The 14,241-nt window shown below is 68.1% G+C and carries 16 protein-coding genes; 7 read left to right on the top strand and 9 right to left on the bottom strand.

Annotation, left to right across the window (positions count from 1 at the left end):
* Positions 1–80: 80 nt before the first annotated feature.
* Positions 81–791, top strand: coding sequence for an MliC family protein (locus tag J2X70_RS03585; protein WP_088100901.1), 711 nt, complete (start codon positions 81–83; stop codon positions 789–791).
* Positions 792–864: 73 nt separating this feature from the next.
* Here the strand turns inward: J2X70_RS03585 and J2X70_RS03580 are convergent, their stop codons facing one another.
* From J2X70_RS03580 to J2X70_RS03550, 7 genes are all read right to left on the bottom strand, one after another.
* Complete coding sequence (locus J2X70_RS03580) at positions 865–1,398, bottom strand: hypothetical protein (RefSeq protein WP_309908969.1); 534 nt, start codon at positions 1,396–1,398, stop codon at positions 865–867.
* The gene (gene yeiP / locus J2X70_RS03575; RefSeq protein ID WP_006363947.1) at positions 1,388–1,954 is read right to left on the bottom strand and encodes an elongation factor P-like protein YeiP; all 567 of its coding nucleotides are present in this window, start codon (positions 1,952–1,954) and stop codon (positions 1,388–1,390) included. The genes J2X70_RS03580 and yeiP overlap by 11 nt, the downstream gene beginning before the upstream one ends.
* A 49-nt stretch (positions 1,955–2,003) precedes the next feature.
* Positions 2,004–2,774, bottom strand: coding sequence for an SDR family NAD(P)-dependent oxidoreductase (locus tag J2X70_RS03570; RefSeq protein ID WP_032975499.1), 771 nt, complete (start codon positions 2,772–2,774; stop codon positions 2,004–2,006).
* Between the two features lie 79 nt (positions 2,775–2,853).
* Positions 2,854–5,427, bottom strand: coding sequence for an EAL domain-containing protein (locus J2X70_RS03565; RefSeq protein ID WP_088100900.1), 2,574 nt, complete (start codon positions 5,425–5,427; stop codon positions 2,854–2,856).
* Positions 5,424–6,317 (bottom strand): hydroxymethylglutaryl-CoA lyase, encoded by an 894-nt coding sequence (locus J2X70_RS03560; RefSeq protein WP_080148851.1) that lies wholly within the window; start codon positions 6,315–6,317, stop codon positions 5,424–5,426. Before J2X70_RS03560 ends, J2X70_RS03565 begins: the two co-directional genes overlap by 4 nt.
* A gap of 172 nt (positions 6,318–6,489) precedes the next feature.
* A complete protein-coding gene (locus tag J2X70_RS03555) occupies positions 6,490–6,876 on the bottom strand; it encodes a VOC family protein (protein WP_025874747.1) in 387 nt (128 codons plus the stop codon).
* Between the two features lies 1 nt (position 6,877).
* Positions 6,878–7,666, bottom strand: coding sequence for an enoyl-CoA hydratase-related protein (locus J2X70_RS03550; RefSeq protein WP_033831003.1), 789 nt, complete (start codon positions 7,664–7,666; stop codon positions 6,878–6,880).
* Positions 7,667–7,786: 120 nt separating this feature from the next.
* Between J2X70_RS03550 and J2X70_RS03545 the strand changes: the two genes are divergently transcribed.
* The 3 genes from J2X70_RS03545 to J2X70_RS03535 are packed head-to-tail and all read left to right on the top strand — an operon-like array spanning position 7,787 to position 10,154.
* Positions 7,787–8,041, top strand: coding sequence for a FeoA family protein (locus tag J2X70_RS03545; RefSeq protein WP_025874743.1), 255 nt, complete (start codon positions 7,787–7,789; stop codon positions 8,039–8,041).
* A complete protein-coding gene (gene feoB / locus J2X70_RS03540; protein WP_032975492.1) occupies positions 8,038–9,900 on the top strand; it encodes a ferrous iron transport protein B in 1,863 nt (620 codons plus the stop codon). Before J2X70_RS03545 ends, feoB begins: the two co-directional genes overlap by 4 nt.
* Positions 9,900–10,154: a DUF6587 family protein gene (locus J2X70_RS03535; RefSeq protein WP_025874739.1), complete on the top strand. Its 255-nt coding sequence runs from the start codon at positions 9,900–9,902 to the stop codon at positions 10,152–10,154. Before feoB ends, J2X70_RS03535 begins: the two co-directional genes overlap by 1 nt.
* A 184-nt stretch (positions 10,155–10,338) precedes the next feature.
* On the opposite strand, the gene J2X70_RS03530 is transcribed toward J2X70_RS03535, so the two are convergent.
* Positions 10,339–10,920: an NAD(P)H-dependent oxidoreductase gene (locus J2X70_RS03530; protein WP_059064100.1), complete on the bottom strand. Its 582-nt coding sequence runs from the start codon at positions 10,918–10,920 to the stop codon at positions 10,339–10,341.
* A 55-nt stretch (positions 10,921–10,975) separates the two neighbouring features.
* The gene (locus J2X70_RS03525; RefSeq protein ID WP_059064101.1) at positions 10,976–11,371 is read right to left on the bottom strand and encodes a MerR family transcriptional regulator; all 396 of its coding nucleotides are present in this window, start codon (positions 11,369–11,371) and stop codon (positions 10,976–10,978) included.
* Positions 11,372–11,530: 159 nt separating this feature from the next.
* Here J2X70_RS03525 and dapB point away from each other — a divergent pair, with 159 nt between their 5' ends.
* From dapB to J2X70_RS03510, 3 genes are all read left to right on the top strand, one after another.
* Positions 11,531–12,259 (top strand): 4-hydroxy-tetrahydrodipicolinate reductase, encoded by a 729-nt coding sequence (dapB, locus tag J2X70_RS03520; protein ID WP_080148847.1) that lies wholly within the window; start codon positions 11,531–11,533, stop codon positions 12,257–12,259.
* A gap of 289 nt (positions 12,260–12,548) precedes the next feature.
* Entirely contained in the window at positions 12,549–13,679 is a 1,131-nt protein-coding gene (gene carA / locus J2X70_RS03515; protein WP_080148846.1) for a glutamine-hydrolyzing carbamoyl-phosphate synthase small subunit, read from the top strand.
* The gene (locus J2X70_RS03510) at positions 13,679–14,227 is read left to right on the top strand and encodes a hypothetical protein (protein WP_309908962.1); all 549 of its coding nucleotides are present in this window, start codon (positions 13,679–13,681) and stop codon (positions 14,225–14,227) included. Before carA ends, J2X70_RS03510 begins: the two co-directional genes overlap by 1 nt.
* Positions 14,228–14,241: the final 14 nt, after the last annotated feature.

The following is a 14,241-nucleotide window of genomic DNA, read 5'->3' as shown; positions in this document are numbered from 1 at the left end:
GGGTCATGCGGCTTTCAGGCCCCGTTTGCGTGCAGATGGTAGGGTCCAGGGTCTCTGTAGTTTCGACAAGGAGTCGAGCCATGCGTGTAATTCCCAGTCTGTTGGCTGCCTCCCTCGGCCTCGCGCTGAGCGCCTGCCAGCCGGCCCAGACGCCGGCCGCCAGTAATGCAGGCGATGCGGCCGCAACGCCGGCACCGGCACCGGTGGCCGCCGACGCTGACGGCGGCGTCAATGGCGCCGGCAACGAAACCCTCTATCGCTGCGGCGACCTTGATGTGCGCGCGACCTTCAACGGAGAGGACGCAGCGACGGTTGTGATTGGCGGGCGCAGTTTCGCGATGTCCTCCGAACGTGCAGCCTCCGGTGCGAAGTATGGCGACGGCAAGGGCAACAGCTTCTGGACCCGTGGCAGTGACGACGCGCTGCTCAGCCTGAAGGGCGAGGCGGACCGTGAGTGTGGCGCGGTGGAAGCGACCGAGGGCGATGGCAGTGCCGGCAACGCGGCGTTCCGTGCCACCGGCAACGAGCCGGGCTGGCTTGCCGTCGTCGACGGCGATACGCCGGGCCTGCAGGTGGACGTGGATTACGGCGAGCGCCGTTTCACCGTCGCCAAACCGACCGAGGGTGCGGATGGCTGGGTGGGCAAGGCGGCGGATGGCACCGACATCAAGCTGAGCTTCCAGCGCACCACCTGCCAGGACGGCATGAGTGGCGAGACATTCGAAGCCAAGGCGATGCTGGCCGTGGGCACGCGCCAGTACCACGGCTGCGGCAACTTCGGCGGCAAATAAAAAAAAGGGAACGGAGGGGATGACGTTGTTTTGTGCCATGAACGACGTCATCCCCTCCGTCCCCTTTTCTGCGTCAGCCCTCGCAGGGCTTCAGATCCAGAGCGGGGGACAGGTCGTAGCGCAGGTTCACGCCGATCAACGCCTGCCGGATCGCGCAGTCATCGCGATGGCGGGCCACCAGGTCGGCAAAGATCTTCTCTCGATCGTCGCAGAACCTGGCGATGGCGGCCTCCAGCTCGCGACGACGGGCGTCGTCGTAGGGTTCTTCGCCGGCAAAATGCTGGCAGCTGTTCTCCCGTTCGATGAAGGCCTGCACATCGGCCGGCATGCCGCAGTAGATGCGGATGTCCTGCACGAAAGCGACGTCGTCGGGGACGCTGCAACCGGCCGCAGCCCGCGCCTGTTGCTCCTCCTCGGGGCTACCTGCCAGCGTCGCCGCAGCATCTGCTTCATCTGCAGCCGGTGCAACCGCAGCGGCAGCGGTGTCCGCTGCGGGGGGCTGCGTCACCGCGTCCGCCGCGACGTCACCGGTGCTGTCCGCTGCCCGCGGCGAGCACGCCACGAGCAGGGACAGGCAGGCGATCAGCGCAGCGCGGTTAATCGGCACGGCCGGCAAATTCGCCGGTGGCGGTGTTCACCAGCACACGCTCGCCGTTGACGATGTACTCCGGCACCATGATCTCGATGCCGGTGTTGAGCTTGGCCGGCTTCGGGCGCTTGGTGGCGGTGCCGCCCTTCAGTTCCGGCGGCGTCTCGATCACTTCCAGCACCACCGAGGCCGGCAGCTGGATGGCCACCGGCTGCTCGTCGATCACCTGCACGTAGATGCCGGTCAAGCCGTCGGTGATGTAGCCGGCGTCATCGCCGATCACATCCGCGTCCAGGGTGTAGGGGGTGTAGTCCTCGTCGTCCAGGAACACGAACGCATCGCCGTCCTTGTACGAGTAGGTGGACTGGCGGCGCAGCAGTTCGACTTCGACCAGGTTGTCGTCGGCATCGAAGCTGGCGTCGAGCTTGTTGCCGCCCGGCACGCTGTACATGATGAAGCGGAAGCGGACGTTGCCGCCGCGACCCTGCGGCGAGCTGCGCTCGATGTCGCGGATCTGGTAGACGCCGTTGTTGAACTCGACGACGTTGCCCTTCTTGATGTCGTTGGCTTTCATGATGATGTTGGTCGTTGGGGGAGGGCGCCGTCCCGGCGCCCGGGGGGAATCACTTCGGAGCGAGCCGGGTGGCGCCGTCCAGGCGGATGGTCTCGCCGTTGATGTAGGTGTTGCCGAGGATGTGGCCGACCAGGCTGGCGAAGTCTTCCGGCTTGCCCAGGCGCGACGGGAACGGGATCGAGGCGGCCAGCGATTCCTGCACGGCTTCGGGCATGCCATCGACCATCGGCGTCCAGAACACGCCCGGCGCGATGGTGTTGACGCGGATGCCGAAGCGCGACAGCTCGCGGGCCATCGGCAGGGTCATCGCCACCACGCCGCCCTTGGAGGCGGAGTAGGCGGCCTGGCCGATCTGGCCTTCGTAGGCGGCAACGCTGGCGGTGTTGATGATGACGCCGCGCTCGCCGTCCACGCCGGCCTCGTTGTGCTGCATGCGGTTGGCTGCGGCCTTGGCGACATTGAAGCTGCCGACCAGGTTGACCATCACCGTGCCCTGGAACCCGGCCAGCGGCATCGGGCCTTCCTTGCCCAGCACGCGGCCAGCGCCGAGGATGCCGGCGCAGTTCATGGCGACATTCAGGCCGCCGAGGAAATCGCAGGCCTGGTCGATGGCCGCCGACACGGACGCTTCATCACTGACGTTGACGTTGAAATAGCGGGCGTTGTCCTGCCCCAGGCCGGCAACAGCGGCCGCGCCCTTGGCGTCGTTGAGGTCGAACAGGGCGACCTTGCCGCCCTCGGCAACCAGGTGCTGGGCCACGGCCAGGCCGAGGCCGGAAACGCCGCCAGTGATCACGGCACGTACGGAAGACAGCTGCATTGCACGGTCCTGCAGGTTCAAGAACCGCCGATTCTAACGGAAGCGACGGCAGCCGCCGTTGTGCACTGCGCCGCCGGCCTCAGCCCAGTTCGCGGGCGCGGCGCAGGCGACGCTCGAAGTCGGCGGCGGGCAGGCCATGGGCGAACAGGAAACCCTGGCCGACGGTCACCCCCAGGTCGAGCAGGCACTGCCGTTGTGGCTCGGTCTCCACGCCTTCGGCGACCACGCCCAGGCCCAGGCTGCGCGCGATCGCGCAGACCGCCTCGCACACCGCCACATCCGAACGGTTGCGGGGAATGCCTTCGACAAACAGCTGGCTCAGCTTCAGTCCATGGATGGGCAGGCGCCGCAGGTAGTTCAGGGCGCTGTAGCCTTCGCCGAAGTCGTCGATGGTCAGCATCACCCCCATTTCGCGCAGGCGGGCGAAGGTGCGCAGGGTGTCCGGCGCATCCTCGATCAGCACCCGCTCGGTGAACTCCAGTTCCAGCACGCTGCCGGGCAGGCCGAATTCGTCCAGCACCTGCCGCACCCAGCGGGCGAGATCCTCACCGACGAACTGGCGCCAGGACACGTTGACGGCCACCCGCACCAGGCCGAGCCCGTCGTCCTGCCATTGCCGTACCTGCCGGCAGGCTTCGCGCAGCGCCCATTGGCCGATGCGCACGATGTCGCCGGTGTGCTCGGCGTGGCGGATGAACAGGTCCGGGCGCATCTGCCCCAGCTGCGTGTTGTGCCAGCGCATCAACGCCTCGCAGGCGATGGTGGCGCCGCTGCGCAGGTTGACCTGTGGCTGGTACACCAGGTGGAACTCTTCCCCATCAAGGGCCTTGTGCAGCCGGCTCTCGATCTGCAGGCGGTCATGCTGGCGCTGTGCCAGTTCCGGGGAGAACACCTGCCAACCGTTGCGGGTGCGGCGCTTGCACTCGTACATCGCCGTGTCGGCGTTCTGGATCAGCTGCTGCGGCCGGTTGCCATCGCGCGGTGCGCGGGCGATGCCGATGCTGGCGGTCACCGGGAACTCGTCGCTGCCCAGCTGGAACGGTGCCGAGAACGCCGCCGTGATGCGCTCGGCCAGCTGTTCGGCCTGGTCCGGCTGGTCGCGCAGGTCGCAGATCACCAGGAACTCATCGCCGCCAAAGCGTGCAAGCAGGCCTTCGGTGCCGATCGCAGTGGCGATGCGCCGGGTCGCTTCGATCAACAGTTCATCACCGGCGTTGTGGCCAAGCAGGTCGTTGACCACCTTGAAGCGGTCCAGGTCGATGTACAGCACCGCCACGCGGTCGTGGCTGGGGCTGTCCATGCGCACGCCGAGGTCGCTCAGCACTGCATCGCGGTTCATGATTCCGGTCAGCGGGTCGGTGCGGGCCTGCACGCGCAGGGTTTCCTCGGCCTGCTTGCGCTCGGTGATGTCCTGCACGGTGCCGGTGATGCGGGCGGCATCGACATCGCCGGCCGAGACCTCGCCGATCATCCGGATCCAGAACGAGTGGCCATCGCGGCGCTGGCCCTGCAGCTCCAGGCCGAAGCTGCTGCGGTGTTCGATGGTATCGGCCAGCGCCTGCTGCAGGGCGGCGCGGTCGTCGCTGCGCAGGCAGTCCAGCAGGTCGGGCATGTCCTCCAGGTCGGCCGGCTGGCCGACGATGCGCCGCGCTTCATCGGTGAGGTACAGGCGCTGCAGGCCGCGATCCCACTCCCAACCGCCGATATGGGCCAGTGACTGCGCGCGTGCGAACAGGGTGTTGTTGCGCTTCAGCTCGGTGATGTCACTGAACATCGCATAGACATGGTCGGCCTGGTCGCAGCCGTTGCCGAACACCGGCACGTTGGTGGTGGACAACCACAGCATGCGTCCGCGCGGGCGGTGGTACAGGCCGATGATGGTGCTGCGGATCACCCGCCCGGCCTGGAAACAGCGGCTGGTCGGCCACTGTGACTGGGTCAACGGGTGGCCATGCTCGTCGACGATGATCCACGCTTCGGGATCGAGCATCGCGTTCAAGCCCACGCCGCCACCGGTGAGGCCGAGGATGCGATGTGCGGCCGGGTTGGCCGACAGCACGCGCAGGTCGCGGTCGAACAGGATCACGCCCTTGTCGATCGATTCCATCAACAGGCGATAGCGTGACTCTGCGCGCCAGCGCCCGCTCAGGTCGCGGGCGACGGCGACGATGCAGGGTTGGCCGCGGTCCTGGAAGCCGGCCGAGTGCACCTCCACCGGAAAGCGGCTGCCATCACCGCGCATGTTGGTCACTTCGATGACGTAGGTGTCGCCGCGGTTCAGCGCTTCCCACACCGGTTGCAGATGGTCGCTGGGCAGGTCGGGATTGAGCAGTTCGATCGGCTGGCCGACAATGTCCTCTCGCGGGCGGTCGTAGGCGACGATGCCTGCGCGGTTGACGTCCAGCACCACGCCTTCGGCGCTGAGGATGCTGACCGGGTCGGGCACGGCGTCGAACAACGCGGCATAGCGTGCCTGGGTATCCAGTTCGCGCTGCTGCGCATCCGCCAGCGCCTGCCGTGCCTGGCGCAGCAGCCTGGCCTGGGCCGGCGGCGGCGAAGCAGCCAGCGCCGCGTCCAGAGCGGCCAGCGCGACGTCGGTTGCGGCGGGTGTATCGCCGATGGCCGGACGGTCGCGCGGGCCGCTGTCATTCATGTCGCTGCCAGCGCCTGCCCGACGCGGCTGGCGGTCGCGCGGCCGAGTAGTCCGGCCAGCCAGCGGCCGGTCTCGGCCAGCGACGGCAGGTCGACCCCGCACTCCAGGCCCAGGCCCTGCAGCAGGTACACCACGTCCTCGCTGGCCACGTTGCCGCTGGCGCCCTTCGCGTACGGGCAGCCGCCGGCACCGGACACCGCACTGTCGACCACGCGCACGCCTTCTTCCAGGCAGGCGGCGATGTTGGCGATGGCCTGGCCGTAGGTATCGTGGAAGTGCACCGCCAGTGCGCTCATCGGGATCTCGGCAGCCACCGCCTGCAGCATCGCGCGGGCCTTGCGTGGCGTGCCGACGCCGATGGTGTCACCCAGCGAGATCTCATAGCACCCCATCTGGTGCAGTGCGCGGGCCACGCGCACCACATCGGCCAGCGGCACTTCGCCCTGGTACGGGCAGCCGAGCACGGTGGAGACGTAGCCACGCACGCGCACGCCGTCGGCGGCCGCACGGCGCAGGATCGGCTCGAAGCGGGCCAGCGATTCATCGATGCCGGCGTTGGTGTTGGTGCGGTTGAAGGCTTCCGATGCAGCGGTGAACACCGCGATTTCCTGCACGCCGACGGCGCGCGCACGGTCGTAGCCCTGTTCGTTCGGCACCAACACCGGATAGGCGATGCCCGGGCGGCGCTGGATGCCGGCATAGACCTCGGCAGCATCGGCCAACTGCGGGACCCAGCGCGGGCTGACGAAGCTGGTTGCCTCGATCGTACGCAGGCCGGTGGCCGACAGGCGATCGATCAGGGCGATCTTGTCGGCGGTGGCCACGGCCTGCTTTTCGTTCTGCAGCCCGTCGCGCGGGCCGACCTCGACGATGCGGACGAAATCGCTCATCGCGGCACCCCCATGAAAAGCGGGGCGGGGCGGGCAGGGCGGATGGGATCGGCTGGGGTCACGACGGTTCCTGGGAAACGGGGGGCGGCCCGGTCTTCGCCAGGCTGCCAGATGAGATACGCAGGCGGGTCGCACAAGCGGCCACGCCTGCGCCTGGTGGCGACGCAGGGGTCTACCCGGGCAGGTGGCAGACCGCCTCGATGTTGTTGCCGTCGGGGTCGATCACGAAGGCGGCGTAGTAGTCCGGGTGGTACCAGGGACGCAGGCCGGGCGCGCCATTGTCGCGCCCCCCTGCGGCCAGCGCGGCGGCGTGGAAGGCATCAACCTGGGCGCGTTCGGCGCAGACGAAGGCCACGTGCACGCCCTGGCTGAGCGGCGCCGCATTGCCCAGCCAGAAGAACGGCTTGCCGTGGTTGCCGAAACCCACGTGGTCGTGGGCGCCGGTCTGTTCGGCGCTGACCTCCATCACCACGCCGATCTGCAGCGGTGCCAGCGCCTGCAGGAAGAAGGCCCTGCTGCGCGGCAGGTCGCCGCTGTTCAAGCCGATATGGTCCAGCATGTCAGGCCTCCGTGACCCAGTGCGGCGCGCGTTTGTCGAGGAAGGCACCCAGGCCTTCCTGGCCCTCGGCCGATACCCGCAGGCGGGCGATCAGGGCGGCATTGTCACGGTCCAGGCTGTCGCGGTCATGGGCGTCGCGAACCTGCCGGACCAGCAGCTTGGCCGAAGCCGAGGCGATCGGCCCGGCCTTGTCGAGCAGGGCCAACTGTCGCTGCACCGCCTCGTCCAGGCGTTCGGGCTCCACCAGCTGGTGGATCAGGCCGATACGCAGGGCGGTGTCGGCGTCGAAGTGCTCGCCGGTGGCGAACCAGCGGCGGGACTGGCGGCTGCCGATGGCCTCGATCACATAGGGCGAGATCACTGCTGGCAGCAGGCCCAAGCGGCTTTCGGTCAGGCCGAAGCGGGCGGCGCTGGTGGCGATGGCGATATCGCAGCAGGCCACCAGGCCGACGCCACCACCAAAGGCCGCGCCGTGGACGCGGGCGAGGGTGGGCTTGGGCAGCTCGTCCAGGGTGCGCATCAGCCGGGCCAGGGCCAGGGCGTCGTCACGGTTGTCGGCCTCGCTGGCGGAGGCCATGCCGCGCATCCACTGCATGTCGGCACCGGCAGAGAAGGAGGCACCGTGGCCGGCCACCACCACCGTGCGCACCGTGTCATCGCGGCCGGCCGCTTCCAGGGCTGCGGTCAGCCGGGCGATCAGGCCGGCGTCAAAGGCGTTGTGCAGCTCCGGCCGGTTCAGCCAGAGGGTCAGGACAGCACCGTTGCGCTCGATCTGCAAAGCATCGTTCATGGGATTCCGGGGGTTGCTCCATACCTGTATGGATCATAGCGGGCCATTGGTCATGGGCCATGACGCGACGCGGGAATGTTAGAATCGAGAACCATTTACATCCAGCAGAGAACACGCTAGATGACGCTGTCCGAACTGCCCCTGCACGCCTCGGCCGTGGTCGATTCCGTGCAGGACCTGCATGCCAACGATGCCATCGCCCGGCGCCTGCGCGAGCTGGGCTTCGTCAAGGGCGAGGAAGTGCGCCTGGTGGCGCGAGGCCCGGTTGGTGGCGAGCCGCTGCTGGTGCAGGTCGGGTTCACCCGTTTCGCGCTGCGTATCAGTGAGGCCCGGCGCGTGGTCATCGACCCGGCCAGCCAGGAGGGACGTGCATGAGCGCCACCGCAACCGCCGCCCCGCTGCGCATCGCGCTGGTCGGCAACCCCAACAGCGGCAAGACCGCGCTGTTCAACCAGCTGACCGGCAGCCGGCAGAAGGTCGCCAATTACACCGGCGTCACCGTTGAGCGCAAGGAAGGCCGCCTGCGTGCGCCGTCCGGCCGCGAGTTCGCCGTGCTCGACCTGCCGGGCGCCTACAGCCTGCAGCCGGCCAGCCTGGACGAGGCGATCACCCGCGACCTGTGCCGAGGGTTCTACCCGGGCGAGGCCGCGCCGGACGTCCTTCTGTGCGTGATCGACGCAACCAACCTGCGCCTGCACCTGCGCTTCGCCCTGGAATTGCGCGAGCTGGGCAAGCCGATGATCATCGCCCTGAACATGGTCGACGCCGCGCAGCGCCGCGGCATCCAGATCGATGTGGCCGCGCTGGAGCGCGAGATCGGTGTGCCGGTGGTGGAAACCGTGGCGGTACGCAAGCAGGGCGCGCGTGCACTGGTGGAACGCCTGGATACGATGGTGCCGCACCTGGATGCGCCGCTGGCCGGCGTTGAGAGCGGTGTGGACTACCACGCGCAGGTGCGCGCGATCCTGGCCGCAGCCGTGCGGATGCCGGCACGGACGGCGAAGATCGACGACACGCTGGACCGCTGGCTGCTGCATCCGGTGTTCGGCCTGATCACGCTGGTGGTGGTGATGTTCCTGATCTTCCAGGCGGTGTTCGCCTGGGCCACGCCGTTGATGGATGGCATCGAGGCCGGCTTCGCCTGGCTAGGTGAGCTGGCCGCCAGCGTGCTGCCAGCAGGTCCGCTGACCAGCCTGCTGACCGACGGCATCATCGCCGGCCTGGGCGGCGTGGTGGTGTTCCTGCCGCAGATCCTGATCCTGTTCGCCTTCATCCTGGCGCTGGAAGAGTCTGGTTACCTGCCACGCGCCGCGTTCCTGCTGGACCGCATGATGGCGGCGGCCGGCCTGTCGGGGCGGTCGTTCATCCCGCTGCTGTCCAGCTTTGCCTGCGCGGTGCCGGGCATCATGGCCACCCGCAGCATCCAGGACCCGCGTGACCGCCTGGCCACGATCCTGGTGGCGCCGCTGATGACCTGCTCGGCAAGGCTGCCGGTGTATGCGCTGCTGATCGGTGCGTTCATACCGGCCGGCAGGATCGGCATCTTCAACCAGCAGGGCCTGGTGCTGTTCGGCCTGTACGTGGCGGGCATCCTCAGCGCGCTGGTGATGTCGTGGGTGATGAAGAAGTGGCGCCGCGACAAGAGCGAGCACCCGCTGATGCTGGAGCTGCCGTCGTACCGCATTCCGCATCCGCGCGACCTCGCCGTCGGCCTGTACGAGCGCGGCATGATCTTCCTCAAGCGTGTCGGCGGCATCATCCTGGCGCTGACCATCCTGCTGTGGTTCCTGCTGTCGTTCCCGGGCGCGCCCGCCGACGCGACGATGCCGGCCATCGACTACAGCTACGCCGGCCAGATCGGTCATGCGATGACCGCGATCTTCGCGCCGCTGGGCTTCAACTGGCAGATCTGCATCGCGCTGATTCCGGGCCTCGCTGCGCGCGAAGTAGCGGTGTCCTCGCTGGCGACGGTGTACGCGCTGTCGGCCGCCGATGACGATGCGGCGATCTCCGCACTGTCGCCGGTGGTGGCCGACGGCTGGTCGCTGGCTACCGGCCTGGCCCTGCTGGTGTGGTTCATCTACGCGCCGATGTGCATTTCGACGCTGGCCACCATCAAGCGCGAGACCAACTCGTGGAAGACGATGGGCTTCTCGGCGTTCTACCTGTTTGCTGCGGCCTATGTCGCGGCGCTGATCACCTACCAGGTGACCGTGGCGCTGGGAGGCGGCTGATGGACGCCGGGCTGCTGGTCCAGTACCTGATCATCGCGGTGGCCGTGCTGGTCAGTGCGTGGGTGGTGTTGAAGAAGCAGGCGCCCGGCACCGTGCGCAAGCTGCGCGGTGCGCTGGCACTGGCGCTGCTGAAGCCGGGCCGTGCGGCCTGGCTGCAGGCGCTGGGCCGGAAGATCGCGCCGCCGGCCACTGGCGGGGGCGGTGCGTGCGGCGGCTGCGACAGCTGCGGACCGACGCCGCCGAAGCAGCACTAGAGAGGCGTCTGGGCGCTGCCCTGGTGGGTGCGGACCTTGGTCCGCACTGCCGATTGATCATCCACGCATGGCGTGGATCTACCCATCCCCAGCGCTGTCCTCCAGCGGTGTCGGAATTGATCATCCACGCAGGACTTGGATCTACGTTGCAGGCAGGGTGAGGCGACCGGTTCGCGGCGATGCGTCAACCTGCCCGCGTGCCAAGCTCCGCTGCCAGTGCCAACCAGCGTTCGCGCTGTTGCGGCGTGCTACTGCGCACCGGACCCAGCCGGCTGACCCGCACCGGGCGGATGCCGCAGAACTCAAGGATGGTGGCGCGGATCTGGGTGATGCCCGGGTCGCGGTAGATCCAGCGGTAGTACCAGGGCGGCGTATCCAGCGTGGTGATGACCCGCGCGCTGCGCCCCGCCAGCAGCCGGTCCCACCACACCGAATCGCGCCGGTAGCGGAAGGCGAAGCCCGGCAGCAGCACGCGGTCGAAGAAGCCCTTCAGCAGTGCCGGCATCGCGCCCCACCACGTCGGGTAGACCAGCACCAGGTGGTCGCAGGCCTGGATCGCGTCTGCTGCATCCTGCAGGTCGGTTTCCAACGGCTGTATCTGGCGATAACCGTGGCGCAGCACCGGGTCGAACTGAAGGTCGCCCAGGGCGATCATGTGCACGCGGTGGCCGGCGTTGCGGGCGGCGGTCGCGTAGCGCTGGGCGAGGGTGCCGCACAGGCTGTCGCGGTCGGGATGGCCAAGCAGGATCAGGATGGAGCGGGGCACGGCAGTCTCGGGGGCTGGAAAGCATCCGACGTTGCGCTATGCCCCAAGGGCAGAGTCAAACCCCGCCAGGGCAGCCAGCGGGAACCAGCACGCAGGTGCCATCGCCCTGCTGCAGCCATTGCCGCAGCTCGTCACCCACCTGCTGCAGTTCGACCTCGACGCGGGCAAGGCGCTCGCGCTCGGCGGCAATCGCAGTGCGCTGGCGTTCCAGCAGGGCGAGCACGGCTGGCCAGTCCAGCTGGCCGTCGCCACGCTGCAGGCGGGTGATGGCGGCCAAGCCGATGCCCAGCCCCAGTGCCTGCCGGATCAGCTGCACCCAGGCCACGTCCTGCTCGCTGTAGTCGCGATAGCGGTTCAGGCGCGGCACTGGCGGCAGCAGGCCGCGTGCCTCGTACAGGCGGATGGCCTTGGCGCTGGCGCCGGTACGGCGGGCGACTTCGGAAATGCGCACCGTTTCAGCCCTGCATCCGCGCAGGCGGCATGATGGCGTCAGCGCTTGGCGCGGGCGGTTTGCAAAGGTGCATGAGGTGCGGGCCAGCGCTTGAAGGGGCACGCAGCGTAGCAGCGACAGTGCTTGCCGGACCATGCGTGCTGCCGCTAGCCTGCGTGCATGAACCAGACTCCCCTGCGATTGCTTATTCACGGCGCCTCCGGGCGCATGGGCCAGGCCCTGTTGCGGCTGGCCGCCGAACATCCTGATTCCCTGCAGATCGTCGCTGCGGTGACCGGCCGCGCGCCGGCGCAGCGGGTGATCGACGGCGTGCCGTTCTTCGCGGCCAGCGAGTTGCCGGGGGCGCCGGTGTTCGATGTGGCGATCGACTTCAGCCTGCCCGAGGGCTTCGATGCGCTGCTGGCACTGTGCGTGGAGCGCGGTGCGGGACTGGTATCGGGCACCACCGGTATTTCCAGTGTGCAGCGCCAGGCACTGGAAGCAGCGGCGGCGAAGATCCCGCTGGTGTGGGCGTCGAACTTCAGCCTGGGCGTGGCGGTGCTCGATGAGCTGGTGGAACGTGCAGCGCAGGCGCTGGCCGGCTGGAACTGCGACATCGTCGAATCGCACCATATGCAGAAGAAGGACGCTCCCTCGGGCACGGCGTTGACCCTGGGGGCCGCGGCGCAGCGGGGCGGGGCCGAGCCGCAGTACGCCAGCCTGCGCGCCGGAGACATCGTCGGCGAGCATCTGGTGCAGTTCACCGGCCTGGGCGAGCGCATCGAGCTGGTGCACCGGGCCACCAACCGCGACATCTTTGCCCGCGGGGCGCTGTTTGCCGCTCGCCAGCTGCAGGGCCGGGCGGCTGGCAACTACCGGGTACGTGACCTGCTGGACGGCCCCCTGTAAACGGTAGCGCCGGGCCATGCCCGGCGTCGGTGGCAGATCCGCCGGGCATGGCCCGGCGCTACCCTTGGGTGCCTGCATACGGCCCCGGATTGAAATGAATGCGCAATCGCCTGTTCATGAATGGCGATAACCGCTGGCGCGAGCGCCCCGGCACCGCTACAATTCGCACTCGCCGAATCACGAAAGCCGGACCGGTCCCAGACCGTACGTCCGCGCTTTTTTGCAACCGGATTTCCGTGAAGCGCAGGCGTGACTTCGGCACCCCCTCGGTAGCCAAAGTGAGAATTCCGTGACCCAAGCCGCAATCCTCGTCCTCGAAGACGGCACCGTATTCGAGGGCGAATCCGTAGGCGCGCCCGGCCTGTCCGTCGGTGAAGTGGTGTTCAACACCGCCATGACCGGCTACCAGGAAGTGTTGACCGACCCGTCCTACGCCCGGCAGATGGTCACGCTGACCTATCCGCACATTGGCAACACCGGCATGACCGACCAGGACGATGAAGCGTCCAAGGTGTGGTCGGCCGGCCTGATCGTGCGCGACGTACCGCGCCGCCCGAGCAGCTGGCGCAGCCAGGTGTCGCTGCAGGACTGGCTGATCCAGCGTGGCGTGGTCGCCATCGCCGGCATCGACACCCGCAAGCTGACCCGCATCCTGCGCGAGAAGGGCGCCCAGAACGGCGCGCTGATGGCCGGCGACGGTATCGACGTGGAAAAGGCACTGGAAGCGGCCCGCAAGTTCCCGGGTCTGAAGGGCATGGATCTGGCCAAGGTCGTTAGTACTGACAAGACCTACGTCTGGACCGAGGGCCAGCTGGACCTGGACGCCAACGCCTTCGTCAGCGTGCCGGCCCAGTACAAGGTCGTGGCGTACGACTTCGGCGTGAAGACCAACATCCTGCGCATGCTGGCCGAGCGCGGCTGCGAGGTCACCGTGGTGCCGGCGCAGACCCCGGCCGCTGAAGTGCTGGCGCTGAAGCCGGACGGCGTGTTCCTGTCCAACGGCCCGGGTGACCCGGAACCGTGCGACTACGCGATCGCCGCGATCAAGACCTTCATCGACGTGAAGATTCCGACCTTCGGCATCTGCCTGGGCCATCAGCTGCTGGGCCTGGCCTCGGGCGCGAAGACGATCAAGATGGGCCATGGCCACCACGGCGCGAACCATCCGGTGCAGGACCTGGACAGCGGCCGGGTGATGATCACCTCGCAGAACCACGGCTTCGCGGTCGATGAAGCCAGTCTGCCGGCCACGCTGCGGGTGACCCACCGTTCGCTGTTCGACGGCACCAACCAGGGCATCGCCCGCACCGATGTGCCGGCGTTCTCGTTCCAGGGCCACCCGGAAGCCTCGCCGGGCCCGCATGACGTCGGTCCGCTGTTCGATCGTTTCGTGACCCTGATGGCCGAGGCGAAGGCTTGATGCGCAGCGCCGCTCTGCTGCTGTCGCTGTGCTGCGCCGCGGGTGCGGCACAGGCTGCGCCGGCGTCCGCTGCGGACATGGACGCGCTGCTGCACACGTTGAAGAAGGACTCGGTCGGTGCGTCGTCGGCGGCGATGATGGTCGAGGAGGTGCCAACGCTCAAAGCGCTGGCCGAAAGCGATCGCCAATGCGCCCGCACCTCCATCCAGTCGTTCTTCTACGTTCATGCGCGCCAGTCGTTGATCAACAGCCTTGGCGAGGACGGTGACGCGGTCGTCGCGGACTGGTCGCGCTTCCTGGCCACACCGTCCGGAAAGGGTTACCTGATCCTCACCCGCGGGCTCCCGGAGTCGGCAGCGGACGCGTCGGTCAACGTCAACGACGAGGCGTACGCCGCCGGATTCGACGCCTTTCTCGGCAGTACGTCCTTCAAGCGCCTGGATGCTGGTTTCGATGCAATGAGCGTCCCCGACGAATTTGCGGTGAAACTGAGCCAGGGATTGCAGGACCAGTGCGGGATTGCGCTGAAACCCGAAGAGATTTCCTGATCGACAGCGTGCGA

The organism is Stenotrophomonas sp. 1337, from assembly GCF_031455455.1.
GTDB classification, from domain to species: Bacteria; Pseudomonadota; Gammaproteobacteria; order Xanthomonadales; family Xanthomonadaceae; genus Stenotrophomonas; species Stenotrophomonas indicatrix.
This window is presented reverse-complemented; position numbering and strand designations above follow the sequence as displayed.